The following is a 12,973-nucleotide window of genomic DNA, read 5'->3' as shown; positions in this document are numbered from 1 at the left end:
AGCGCAATGCGAACTCCATGCCAGCAGAACGGCGCTTTTGCGGTGCGGCGCGCGGGCAGGCGGGCGGCCGGGCCGAAAGCTTTGTTACAAGGGCGATTGTAGAAAGTACTGCCCGGCATGCGGCGCCCCGCGCATGCGATACCGCACACTGCGCGCGCGTCTTGCGCCTGCATGGCTATGCCGCGCGCGGCCCCTGGGCACCCGGATCAACCTGCCACGGCGCGCCGCTGGCACGGTGCAGCAGCCGCACCGGTACCGGCTCGACGTTCCAGATGCGCTCGCAGTATTCGCGGATGGCACGGTCCGACGAAAAACGGCCCGAACGCGCGCACGACAGTACCGACATGCGTTGCCAGCGATCCGGGTCGGCGTAGGCGTCGGAGACGATCTGCTGGCATTCGACATAGGAAGCGAAGTCCGCCAGCAGCAGGTAGGGATCGTGCCCCGCCTGCGGATCGAACAGCGGGCGGAACAGCGCCGGATCGCCGCGCGAGAAGAATCCCTGCTGCACCAGGTCGATCACCGCGCGCAGTTGCGGGTCGCCGTGATAGTAGGCGGCCGGGTCGTAGCCGCTCGCGCGCAGCGCATAGACGTCGGGCGCGGTCAGGCCGAACGGGAAAAAGTTGTCGTTGCCGACGGCCTCGCGCAGTTCGATATTGGCGCCATCCATGGTGCCGATGTTGAGCGCGCCGTTCATCGCGAACTTCATGTTGCCGGTGCCGGAGGCTTCCTTGCCCGCCAGCGAGATCTGCTCGGACAGGTCCGCAGCCGGGTAGATGCGCTGGCCGAAGGTGACGTTGAAGTTGGGCAGGAACACCACCTTGAGCCGGTCGCGCACCTGCGGGTCGCGGTTGATCACGTCGGCGACCGAGGTGATGAAGCGGATCATCAGCTTGGCGTATTCGTAGCCCGGCGCGGCCTTGCCGCCGAACAGGAAGGTGCGCGGCTGGATCTCGGCGTGCGCGTCGGACTTGATGCGGTGGTACAGCGCGATCACGTGCAGCACCGCCAGGTGCTGGCGCTTGTATTCGTGGATGCGCTTGACCATCACATCGAACATCGACGATGGGTCCACCACCACGCCGGTGGTGTCGCGGATCAGCTGCGCCAGGTCTTCCTTGTTGGCGCGGCGCATCGCCTGCCATTGCCGGCGGAAGCCGGCGTCGTCGGCATAGGGCTCGAGCACGCGGATGCGTTCGAGGTGGGAGATCCAGCCATCGCCGATCGCATCCGTGACCAGCCGCGTCAGCCTCGGGTTGGACAGCGCAAGCCAGCGCCGCGGCGTGACGCCGTTGGTGATGCTGGTGAATTTCTCCGGCCACATCGCGTAGAAATCCTTGAGCACGTCCTCGCGCATCAGCCGCGAGTGCAGCTCGGCCACGCCGTTGATGGCATGGCTGCCGACGCACGCCAGGTTGGCCATGCGCACATTGCGCTCGCCGTGCTCGTCGATCAGCGACAGCCGCGACAGCCGCGATTCGTCGCCGTAGAAGCGGATGCGCACCTCGTCCAGGAAGCGCGCGTTGATCTCCAGGATGATTTCCAGGTGGCGCGGCAGCACGCGTTGGAACAGCGGCAGCGGCCAGCGCTCCAGCGCCTCGGGCAGCAGCGTGTGGTTGGTGTAGGCGAAGGCACGCTGGGTGATGTCCCACGCCTGGTTCCAGGGCAGGTCGTTCTCGTCGACCAGCAGCCGCATCAGTTCCGCGATGCCTACCGCCGGGTGCGTGTCGTTCAGCTGCACCGCGAACTTCTCGTGGAAGCGCGTCACCGGGATGCCGTCGACAGCCAGCAGCCGCAGCATGTCCTGCAGCGAGCAGGCGACAAAGAAGTACTGCTGCTCCAGCCGCAACTCCTTGCCCTGCGCGGTTTCGTCGTTGGGGTAGAGCACCTTGGTCAGGTTCTCCGACGTCACCTTCTTGCTCACCGCGCCGAGGTAGTCGCCGCGGTTGAAGGTATGGAAGTCGAAGGCCTCGGTGGCATCGGCGCGCCACAGCCGCAGCGTGTTCACGGTATTGACGCGGTAGCCCAGGATCGGCGAATCGAAGGGCACGCCGGCCACGGTCTTGGCCGGCACCCAGCGCACGCGGTAGTGGCCGCGGTCGTCGGTGTAGTGCTCGGTGTGGCCGCCCAGGCGCACCTGCACCGCCCATTCGGAGCGCTGGATCTCCCACGGGTTGCCGTTGCGCAGCCAGGTATCGGTCTTCTCCACCTGCATGCCGTCCATGATGGTTTGCTGGAAAATGCCGTATTCGTAACGGATGCCGTAGCCCAGCGCCGGGATCTCCAGCGTCGCCAGCGAATCCATGAAGCACGCCGCCAGACGGCCCAGGCCGCCGTTGCCCAGGCCCGGCTCGACTTCCTGCTCCAGGATGCGGTCGAGGTCGAGCCCGGCCGCCGCCATGGCCTCGTGCACTTCGTCGAAGATGCCGAGGTTGATCAGGTTGTTGCCCAGGTGCGGGCCCATCAGGAACTCGGCCGACAGGTAGGCCACAGTGCGCGAAGGCTGGCCCAGGTAGGCTTCGGCGGTGCTGATCCAGCGCTGCACCAGGCGGTCGCGCACGGTATGCGCCGCGGCCTGGTAGAGGTCGTTCTGGCTGGCGTGGCCGGGCAGCTTGCCCTGGGTATGGAACACGTGGTCCAGGAACGCGCGGCGCAGGCTGGCGCCGGACAGCGCGGTACGGGTGTCGTCGGCGTGCTCGGGCCGGATCACTTCCTTCATGGCGGAACCTCCTGCGCATGCTGGTGGGTCAAGCTTAGCGGATGGGGGGAACGGTGCGCGCCCGGATCGCGGCGCGGGTGGGGTCGGCGCCACCTCCATGGTGGCTAGCCGCGCGGCGGCGGATGCAGGGTGCCGTGGCGGCCACTGCGAACCGCTTGCCGGATCGATTGCGCCCGGGCGCGCAGCGCCGGCATGTCGGCCAGCGCGCGTACGTCGGGGTCGAGCCGGCGCTGCCAGTTGGGATGGACGCTGGTGGTGCCGGGCAGGTTGGGCTGCTCGGCCTCGCCCAGCAGATCTTCCAGCGGCACCACGCGCAGCGCCGTGCGCGCGGTACCCAGCCAGGCCAGCACGGCATCCAGCGGTGCGTGCGCCGGACCGGGCTCCGGGCCGTGGCACAACCCGGCGTCGCTCAGCGCCCGCCACAGCGCGCTGCGCTCGCGGGCGCGGCCTGCCTGGGCCTGCGCCAGGGATTCGCCGGGCGCGAGCAGCTTCAGCCGGTCGCGCCAGTCGAGGTCGCGTCCGGCCCACCAGCCGGCGACGGTGGGCAGGTCGTGCGTGGACGTGGTGGCGATGGCTTCGGGCGGCCACTGCGCGGGCGGCTGGAACGGCGCGGGGTCTGCTTCGGTGGCCGGATCGGCCGCGGCCTCTGCCGCCTTCACTTCCTCGCGCTGGAACCACAGCACGTCGATGCCGAGCACGCCGCGCGCGGCCAGCGCCGCGTTCAGTTCGGGCGGGACCGTGCCGAGGTTCTCGCCGATGATGATGGCGCGGTGCCGCCAGGATTCCAGCGCCACCAGCCGCAGCAGGTCTTCGAGCGGGTAGCGCAGGTAGGCGCCGTCACTGGCGGATGCGCCCGCGGGCACCAGCCACATCCGCGCCAGGCCCAGCACGTGGTCGATGCGCAGCCCGCCGCAATGGGAAAGGTTGGCGCGCAGCATTTCCAGGAAGGCGGCGTAGCCGTTCTGGCGCAGGCCGCGCGGCGTGAACACCGCCACGCCCCAGTCCTGGCCGAGCGGGTTGTACAGGTCCGGCGGCGCGCCGGCATGGAAGCCGGCCAGTATTTCCTGTTGGCGGGTCCAGGCCTGGCTGCCGCCCGGGTCGGCGCCGACCGCCAGGTCGCAGACCACGCCAACCGCCATGCCGGCGTCGCGCGCGGCGCGCTGCGCACGCGCCATGCCATCGGCGGCGAGCCATTGCAGGAAGGCGTGGTAGCCCACGTCGTCGGCGTGGTCGCGGGCAAAGGCCGCCACCGCGGCGTCGGCGGGCGAGCGCAGCGTGACCGGCCAGCAGCGCCAGTCCGGCGCCGATGCGTGGTTCATGCCATTGCTGGCCGTGGCCAGCCGCTGCGCCTGGATCGCTTCATAGCAGGCATGCGCATGCAGTGCCGTGCCGCCGCGGGCGCGGAAGGCGGCGCAGTCGTCCAGCGCCGCGCGTGGCAGCAGGGTCTCGCGCCGCTGCCAGAGCCAGTGCAGCACGGCATAGCGCAGCGGCGCCAGCACGATCCAGTCGATTTCCGTGAGCGCTTCCAGTGCCGCCAGCCGCTCGCCGATGCCGAGCGCCGCGATGGCCGCGTCCAGCGCTTGCTGGCCGAACACCGCGGCGGGATCGGCGTAGAGCGGGTTCAGGAACAGCCGGCTGGAGGGCGCATACGGGCTGTACCGCTGCGGCAGCGCGGCAAAGCCGGCGTGCAGCGGATTGATCGCGACCGCGTCGGCGTGCAGGGCGGCGGCGCTGGCGCAGCACCGGGCCAGCGCGGTCAGGTCGCCCATGCCGCAGTCGGCGCCGCGGCGCAGGCTGTAGAGCTGCACCGCCAGCCCCCAGGGGCGTGCGCCGGCGCCCGTGGCTGCACGGTTGGCGTGCCGTAGTGCGTCCGCCACGCCGTAGCAGCGCGCCGGTGCCACTGCCAGCACCGTTTGCGCATCGCCCAGTTCGAGCCGGTGGTAGCCGCAGACGTCGATCGGCGGCAGCAGCATGGTGCCGGCCGGATTGCCGTCTGCGTGCGCGCGCACGGCGGTGCCGCTCACGATGGCGCCGTCTTCCAGCGTCAGCCGGTATGCGCGCTGCGGCAGCGTGTGCGGCCACGGCACCGCCACCGGCTGGCCGCGCTCGGCCGTGACCAGCGGCGGCAGCGTGTGGGCGGCGTCATCGGCCGCGAGCCAGGCGCGCGAGGCCTCGCACTGGCCGGGGGTGGCGCAGGGCAGGCCAAGGCCGTCCAGCACGCGCCGCAGCGCGTCGTCGGACACGATCCGGGGCTGGCTCCAGGCATCCGTCCAGTGCGGCTGCAGGTCGGCGCGCAGCGCCAGCTTCTGTAGTAGCGTTGGCGGCGGTGTTGCGCTGCGGTGCATGCGTCGGGTCATTCCTGTGTTTCCTGCGGCGCGCCCAGCGGCGGGCTTTCCTGGTGCGGGCTCTCGCGGCTGCGGGCCGGGGCAGCCAGCAGCACCAGCGAATGCCCCGGCACCACCTGGCTTTCGTCCACCGGATCGCCGGCAAGCTCGGACTCGGTGGCTTCCGGCCGGCTGCTGTCGAAGAGCAGGGTCCAGGCCAGCCTGGGCGCGGGCAGCGAAAACGACGCGTCGGCCTCACCGGCGTTGAGCAGCATCAGCGTCACCTGCACGGTGCGCGCATCGTCCTCGTCTCCCTCCTCTTCCGGCAGCGAGCCCAGTTGCGGGCGCTCGGGCTGCGGCGGCGCGGCGGCGCGGCGCAGCGCCAGCGTGCGGATTTCCGGGTCGGCCCATTCCTCGGGGGTGGGCGGATTGCCGTCGATATCGAACCAGGCAATGTCGGCGATGCCGCGCGCCGGTTCCTGGCGTCCGTGGGCGAAGCGGTCGCCGGTGAACGCGTGCAGCCGCCGGCGCAGCGCGAGCAGGCGTCGCACCATGTGCTGCAGCGGCTGCGCACCAGGCGTCTGGGCCTGCTTCCAGTCCAGCCACGAGATCTCGTTGTCCTGGCAGTAGGCGTTGTTGTTGCCGTGCTGGGTGCGGCCCCATTCGTCGCCGGCGGTCAGCATCGGCGTGCCTTGCGCGAGCAGCAGCGTGGCCATCAGGGCCTGCGCCACGCGGCTGCGGCGCTCCAGGATTTCGGGGTCGTCGGTCGGGCCTTCGACGCTGCCGTCCGGGCTCCAGTTGCCGCTGGCGTTGTCGTCGGTGCCGTCGCGGTTGTCTTCGCCGTTGGCCTCGTTGTGCTTGGCGCTGTAGCTGACCAGGTCGGCCAGCGTAAAGCCGTCGTGCGCGGTGATGAAGTTGACGCTGGCCCACGGGCGCCGGTGGCGCCAGTCGAACAGGTCGGCCGAGCCTGCCAGCCGCGCCGCCAGTTCGCCGCGCTTGCCGGCGTCGCCGCGCCAGAAGCGGCGCACCGCGTCGCGGAACTTGTCGTTCCACTCGGCAAAGCCGGGCGGGTGGTTGCCGAGCTGGTAGCCGCCGGGGCCCAGGTCCCACGGTTCCGAGATCAGCTTGACTCGGCTCAGCACCGGGTCCTGCATCAGCGCATCGAAGAAGCCCGAGCCCTGGTCGAAGCCGTTGCCTTCGCGCCCGAGCGTGCTGCCCAGGTCGAAACGGAAGCCGTCCACGTGGTAGCACTCCACCCAGTAGCGCAGCGAGTCCATCACCATCTGCAGCACGCGCGGGTGCGACAGGTTGAGCGTGTTGCCGCAGCCGGTGTCGTTGATGTAGTGGCGCCCGTCGCCCGGCATCAGGCGGTAGTAGCTGGCGTTGTCCAGGCCGCGCCACGATACCGTGGGTCCCAGCTCGTTGCCTTCGCACGTGTGGTTGTAGACCACGTCCAGGATCACTTCGATGCCGGCTGCATGCAGGCGCCGCATTGCCACCTTGCATTCCTGCAGCTGCCCGGTGCCCAGGTAGGCCGGTTCCGGCGCGAAGTACGCCATGGTGTTGTAGCCCCAGTAGTTGCGCAGCCCGCGCTCCAGCAGGAAGCGGTCCTGCAGGATCGCTTGCACCGGCAGCAGCTCCACGGTGGTGATGCCCATCTGCACCAGGTGGTCGATAAAGCGCGGGTCGCACAGCGAGGCGAAGGAGCCGCGCAGGTTGGGCAACAGGTCGTCGCGCAGCATCGACAGGCCGCGCAGGTGGGCTTCATAGATGACGGTGGCGGGCCACGGCACGGCGGGCGGGCGGTCGTCGCCCCAATGGAAGCTTTCGTCGATCACCACCGCCTTGGGCATGCTCTGGGCGCTGTCGCGGCGGTCCGGCGTCAGGTCGCCGCGCGCGCTCTGCAGGCGGTAGCCGAACAGCACGTCGGCCCAGCGCACCGGCCCGCTCAGCTGGCGCGCGTACGGGTCCAGCAGCAGCTTGTGCGGATTGAAGCGGTGCCCGTGCGCGGGATCGTAGGGGCCGTGCGCGCGGTAGCCATACAGCGTGCCGAGCGCGGCGTTGGGCAGGTAGCCGTGCCAGATCTCGTCGGTGCATTCCGGCAGCGGCAGGCGCGCCAGTTCCTTGCGGCCGTTCTCGGAGAACAGGCACAGGTCGATGCGCGAAGCATGCGCCGAGAACACCGCGAAGTTAACCCCCAGCCCGTCCCAGTGGGCGCCCAGCGGGTACGGCTTGCCGGGCAGCAGCCGGTTCGCGAACGGTCGGGTCATGTCGTGGCGCCTGGCGCACCCGCAGTCGGCTCGAGCCGCAGCACGAGCGTGGCCAGCGGCGGCAGCGTCAGCGCCAGCGAGGCGGGCTGGCCGTGCGAGGGCACGTCCACGGCTGTCGCCGTGCCGCCGTTGCCGACATTGCTGCCGCCATAGCACCCGGCGTCGGTGTTCAGGCATTCGTGCCAGGTACCGGCAAAGGGTACGCCGACCCGGTAGCCCTGGCGCGGCACCGGCGTCATGTTGACCACCACCAGCACCACCTCGCGGCTGCCCGGCGCGGCGCGGCGCAGCCACGCGAACACGCTGTTGTGGTTGTCGTCGCCGACCACCCACTGGAAGCCCTCGGGGCTGTGGTCGAGCGCGTGCAGCGCCGGCAGCTCGCGGTAGAGCCGGTTCAGGTCGCGCACCAGCGTATGCATGCCGCGGTGCATGGGGTGGTCCAGCAGCGCCCAGTCGAGTTCGGCGTCGTGATTCCACTCCTGCCACTGCGCCAGCTCGCTGCCCATGAACAGCAGCTTCTTGCCGGGATGGGTCCACATGAAGCCGTAGTAGGCGCGCAGGCCGGCAAAGCGCTGCCAGTGGTCGCCGGGCACCTTGCCCAGCATCGAGCCCTTGCCGTGCACGACCTCGTCGTGCGAGAGCGGCAGCACAAAGGCCTCGGACCACGCATAGACCAGCCCGAAGGTCATGTCCTGGTGATGCCAGGCGCGGTGTACCGGCTCATGCCCGAGGTAGCGCAGCGTGTCGTGCATCCAGCCCATGTTCCACTTGAAGTCGAAGCCCAGCCCGCCGCTGGCCACGCTGGCGGTGACGCCGGGCCACGCGGTCGATTCCTCCGCGATGGTCAGCGCACCGGGGCAGCGTTCATGGACCACGCTGTTGAGTTCGCGCAGGAACGCGACTGCCTCCAGGTTCTCGCGGCCGCCGTAGCGGTTCGGCACCCATTGCCCCGGCTCGCGGCTGTAGTCGCGGTAGAGCATGGAAGCGACCGCGTCGACGCGCAGCCCGTCGGCGTGGAAGTGCTCCAGCCAGTGCAGCGCGCCGGCCAGCAGGAAGCCGCGCACCTCGTTGCGGCCGAGGTTGTAGATCAGCGTGTTCCAGTCCTGGTGGAAGCCTTCGCGCGGATCCATGTGTTCGTAGAGCGCGGTGCCGTCGAAGCGCGCAAGCCCGTGCGGGTCGGTCGGGAAGTGCGCCGGCACCCAGTCCAGGATCACACCGATGCCGGCCTGGTGGCAGCGGTCGACAAAGGCGGCGAAGGCCTGCGGCGGTCCCAGCCGCGCGGTCGGCGCATACAGCGACAGCGGCTGGTAGCCCCACGAGCCGCCGAAGGGGTGTTCGGTGATGGGCAGCAGTTCGATATGCGTGAAGCCGAGCTCCTGCACGTACGGCACCAGCCTGTCGGCCAGGATGTCCCAGCCATGGCGGTTGTCGTTGGCGGCAAGCAGCCACGAGCCGGCATGGACTTCGTAGACCGACATCGGCAGGGCGTAGGGATCGGCGGCCTCGCGGCGCGCCATCCAGTCGCCGTCATGCCATTCGAACGGCGGCGCGCCCTTGCCCGGCGCGGTCACGACCGAGGCGGTCTGCGGCGGCGCTTCGGTGGCGAGCGCGAGCGGGTCGGCCTTGTCGGGCAGCTCGGTGCCGTGCGGGTCGAGCAGGTCGTACTTGTAGCGGCTGCCCGGCCCGGCGCCCAGCGCGGCCGGCACGAACAGCTCCCAGATGCCGCTGGGATGGCGCAGCCGCATCGGATGGCGCGCCTGGTGCCAGCCGTTGAATTCGCCGATCACGGACACGCGCCGCGCGTTCGGCGCCCACACCGCGAAGCGCACGCCATCGATGCCGTCCACCCGCTGCCATTGCGCGCCCAGGCACTCGCCCAGCTCGAAATGGCGGCCCTCGGCGATCAGGTGCAGGTCCAGTTCGCCCAGCAGCAGGTCGAAGGCATAGGGGTCGGCGCTGCACTGCTCGGTGCCGTCCGGCCAGGTCACGCGGATGCGGTAGTCCGGCGCGGCGGCACGATGCGCGTTGCCGGGCAGGCGCGCGGCAAAAATGCCGCCGGGATGCAGCCGCTCCATCTCGGCGAGCGTGGCGCCGTCGGCGCCGGCAAGCTGCGCCGCCACGGCGCCGGGCAGGCAGGCGCGCACCAGCAGCCCGTCGCCGTCATGGTGGGGGCCCAGCACCGCGAACGGGTCATGGTGGCGCGCGCCCAGCAGCGCATCGAGTTCGTGTCCCGGCAGCATGCCGGTGCGCGAAGCGCCGCGGGTTGTTGTTGTCGGGGCGGTCATGGCTGGGCTCCCGGCTGCCCCAGCAGCTTGCGCAGCAGGCGCGCCAGCCCGCTGACCGGCAGGTCGATCCACGCCACCCGGTTGGCGGCTTCGTAGTCGACCTCGTAGGCGGCGCGTTCGAGCAGGAACAGGTCCAGCAGCGGCTGCAGCTGAGCCGGGTCGACCCACGGTGCGGGCGAAGCTTCCATATGCTGGCGGTAGCATTGCAGGAAGGCCTCGTTGGCGGTGCTGCGGAAGCGCTCCAGCAGCAGCGCGCGGCGTTCGGCCAGCTGCGGCGGCAGCTCGGTATGGGTGCGTTCCTGGCGATCGGTGCCGACCGTGGCGGCAGCATAGTCGAGCGAGCGCAGCAGGCCGGCCACGTCGCGCAGCGGCGAGGTCTTGCGCCGGCGCCAGTCCAGCGTCCTGCCCGGCTCGCCCTCGAAATCGACCAGGTAGGTGTCGCTCTGCGCGATCAGCACCTGGCCCAGGTGGAAGTCGCCGTGGAAGCGCGTCTGCAGGCTGCCGGGCGCCGCCCTGGCCAGTTGCTCGACCAGCGCGGGCAGCTCGCCGCGCGCGGCCATCAGGGTCTGCACATCGGCGTCGAACGTCTGCGGCACCGAGCCCTGTACGCTGTCGGCGCGCTGGTCGACCGTCGCCAGCGCGCGCTCCAGCGCCTGCAGCGCCTGCGCGGCCCAGTCGCGCGCGTCGGATTCCGTTGCGGGCACCGGCGCGAAAGCCTCGTCGTCGGTCGGGCGCGAAAGCACCGCATGCAGCTCGGCCAGCCGCCGCCCCAGCGTGCCCGCCATCGCGGCGTAGCCGTTCATGGCCTCGGCGAACTCGTCCTCGCTTTCCTTGGCCGGCAGCGCATCGTCGATGGCGCGGCCCAGGTAGTCCAGGGTCCAGTCCCAGCCGTTGCCCTGGTTCAGGATATAGCCCTGCAGCAGCATCAGCGTATGCGGCACGCCGTCGGCGCCGGTTCGCACCACTTCGCCCAGCAGCGGCGCCGCATGCGCATAGCCCTGCGCGGTCAGGTAGCGCGTCATCTCGGCCTCGGGATGGATGCCGCCGGACAGCCGCCGCACCAGCTTGAGCACCGCGGTGCTGTTGTACGACAGCGAACTGTTCGACTGCTCGGCCGACATCCACTCGATCGGGTCGCGCTCCAGTTCCAGCGCCGCCAGGCCCGGTTCGGCGCGAAAGCGGATCCGGTCCGGCCCCGCCTGCAGCTCCACGCCTTTGCGCAGCGCCTGCACCACTTCGCGCGCGAACGGCTCGACCACGAAGCCGTCGGTGGCCAGCCCCACGCGGCTGCCCTGGCGCACGCGCGCCATCGACAGCCCGTGCGCCAGCTGCGACATGCCGTCGGGGCTCTCGCGGTCCCACAGGATGCCGACCGGCAGCTGGTAGCGCTCGGTGCGTCCGGGCAGTGCCACCTCGACTTCGCCGAGGTAGACATCCTCGCCGTTGCTGCCGCGCGTGAACGGCAGCAGGTACGCCATGCCGACGCGCTCGATGCGCTCGTGCTTGCCGCCGAACCAGCGGCGCCGGCTGATGTAGTGGGGCAGCACCTCGGTGGCCAGGGCGCGGCGCGACGCGTCGGTCAGTTCGGGGCGGCCGATGTTCTGCATCACAAGGGTGATCTGGTCCGGCATCTGCTCAGGCGCCTCCACATGCCATGACGGCGGCTGCGCCTCGTCGCTCAGTACGAACCAGTAGAAGCCATACGGCGGCAGCGTCAGCAGGTACGTCAGCGTGCCGATTGCCGGGAAGGGCGTGGCGCCCATCATCTCGACCGGCACGCGCCCGTTGAAGGTAGACAGGTCGAGCTCCACCGCCTGCGGCGCGCGCGACAGGTTGGCGACGCACAGGATGTGCTCGCCCTCGTACTCGCGCAGGTAGGCGAGGATCTTGCGGTTGCCGGGAAAGAGGAAGCGCAGCGTGCCGCGGCCAAACGCGCGATGCTTGCGCCGCAGCGCCAGCATGCGGCGCATCCAGTTGAGCAGCGAGTGCGGGTCCCGCGCCTGCGCCTCCACGTTGACGGCCTCGTAGCCGTACAGCGGCCCCTGCAGCGGCGGCAGCACCAGCCGCTCGGGGTCGGCATGCGAGAAGCCGCCGTTGCGGTCGGGCGACCACTGCATTGGCGTGCGCACGCCGTCGCGGTCGCCCAGGTGGATGTTGTCGCCCATGCCGATCTCGTCGCCGTAATAGATCACCGGCGTGCCCGGCATCGAGAACAGCAGGCTGTTCATCAGCTCGATGCGGCGCCGGTCGCGCTCCATCAGCGGCGCCAGCCGGCGGCGGATGCCCAGGTTGATGCGCGCGCGCCGGTCGGTGGCGTAGACCTCCCACAGGTAGTCGCGCTCGCTGCTGGTCACCATCTCGAGCGTCAGCTCGTCGTGGTTGCGCAGGAAGATCGCCCACTGGCAATTGGGCGGCACCTCCGGCGTCTGCCGCATGATGTCGGTGATCGGGAAGCGGTCTTCGCGCGCGATGGCCATGTACATGCGCGGCATCAGCGGGAAGTGGAAGCACATGTGGCATTCGTCGCCTTCCGGTTCGGGGCCGGTCAGGCCAAAGTACTGCTGCGCGTCTTCCGGCCACATATTGGCCTCCGCCAGCAGCATGCGGCCGCGAAAGTGCTCATCGAGATGCGCGCGGATGCTGCGGATGACGGCGTGGGTCTCGGGCAGGTTCTCGTTGCTGGTGCCCTCGCGCTCGACCAGGTATGGCACCGCATCGAGCCGCAGCCCGTCGATGCCCATGTCGAGCCAGAAGCGCATCACCGACAGCACTTCGTTGAGCACCTGCGGATTGTCGAAGTTCAGGTCCGGCTGGTGCGAATAGAAACGGTGCCAGAAGTACGCGCCGGCGACGGGGTCCCAGCTCCAGTTGGACTTCTCGGTGTCGCAGAAGATGATGCGCGTGCCGGCGTAGGACTGGTCATGGTCGGACCAGACGTAGTACCTGCGCGCGGCCGAGCCGGGCTTGGCCTTGCGCGCGCGCTGGAACCACGGGTGCTGGTCGGAGGTGTGGTTGATGACCAGCTCCGTGATCACGCGCAGCCCGCGCGCATGGGCCGCGGTGACAAAGCGGCGCGCCTCGGCCAGCGTGCCGTAGTCGGGATGGACGTTGCGGTAGTCGGCGATGTCGTAGCCGTCGTCGCGGCGCGGCGACGGGTAGAACGGCAGCAGCCAGATGGTGTCGACGCCCAGGTTGACCAGGTAGTCGAGCTTGGCCAGCAATCCGGCGAAATCGCCCACGCCGTCGCCGTTGGCATCGAAGAACGACTTGATGTGCAGCTGGTAGATAACCGCGTCCTTGTACCAGAGCGGATCGGCATTGAGCAGCGCGGCGCTGGCGGTTTCGGTGAGGCGTTTCATCGTGTCTCCACGTATG

General features: G+C 70.1%; 5 protein-coding genes. All 5 read right to left on the bottom strand.

The genetic code is table 11. The features are described from left to right. Positions 1 to 175: 175 nt before the first annotated feature. The gene (locus tag E0W60_RS01930; protein WP_135702844.1) at positions 176 to 2,719 is read right to left on the bottom strand and encodes a glycogen/starch/alpha-glucan phosphorylase; all 2,544 of its coding nucleotides are present in this window, start codon (positions 2,717 to 2,719) and stop codon (positions 176 to 178) included. Positions 2,720 to 2,823: 104 nt separating this feature from the next. Further along, positions 2,824 to 5,076 carry a 4-alpha-glucanotransferase gene (malQ, locus tag E0W60_RS01925; RefSeq protein WP_133094498.1) on the bottom strand — a complete coding sequence of 751 codons (2,253 nt, stop codon included), beginning with the start codon at positions 5,074 to 5,076 and terminating at the stop codon, positions 2,824 to 2,826. Further along, positions 5,073 to 7,313, bottom strand: a complete 2,241-nt coding sequence (gene glgX, locus E0W60_RS01920) for a glycogen debranching protein GlgX (protein ID WP_135702843.1) — start codon at positions 7,311 to 7,313, stop codon at positions 5,073 to 5,075. The genes malQ and glgX overlap by 4 nt, the downstream gene beginning before the upstream one ends. Then, entirely contained in the window at positions 7,310 to 9,598 is a 2,289-nt protein-coding gene (glgB, locus tag E0W60_RS01915) for a 1,4-alpha-glucan branching protein GlgB (protein WP_135702842.1), read from the bottom strand. The genes glgX and glgB overlap by 4 nt, the downstream gene beginning before the upstream one ends. Further along, the gene (gene treS / locus E0W60_RS01910; protein ID WP_135702841.1) at positions 9,595 to 12,957 is read right to left on the bottom strand and encodes a maltose alpha-D-glucosyltransferase; all 3,363 of its coding nucleotides are present in this window, start codon (positions 12,955 to 12,957) and stop codon (positions 9,595 to 9,597) included. The genes glgB and treS overlap by 4 nt, the downstream gene beginning before the upstream one ends. Positions 12,958 to 12,973 lie beyond the last annotated feature (16 nt).

It is taken from the genome of Cupriavidus oxalaticus (assembly GCF_004768545.1).
Lineage (GTDB): Bacteria > Pseudomonadota > Gammaproteobacteria > Burkholderiales > Burkholderiaceae > Cupriavidus > Cupriavidus oxalaticus_A.
Note: the sequence above shows the minus strand (reverse complement) of the source record. Positions and strands in the feature narration are given on the sequence as shown.

What these genes read in the sequence shown, in the direction of transcription:
- E0W60_RS01930 (WP_135702844.1), bottom strand. Translation starts at nt 2,719, where the DNA reads ATGAAGGAAGTGATCCGGCCCGAGCACGCCGACGACACCCGTACCGCG.
- malQ (WP_133094498.1), bottom strand. Translation starts at nt 5,076, where the DNA reads ATGACCCGACGCATGCACCGCAGCGCAACACCGCCGCCAACGCTACTA.
- glgX (WP_135702843.1), bottom strand. Translation starts at nt 7,313, where the DNA reads ATGACCCGACCGTTCGCGAACCGGCTGCTGCCCGGCAAGCCGTACCCG.
- glgB (WP_135702842.1), bottom strand. Translation starts at nt 9,598, where the DNA reads ATGACCGCCCCGACAACAACAACCCGCGGCGCTTCGCGCACCGGCATG.
- treS (WP_135702841.1), bottom strand. Translation starts at nt 12,957, where the DNA reads ATGAAACGCCTCACCGAAACCGCCAGCGCCGCGCTGCTCAATGCCGAT.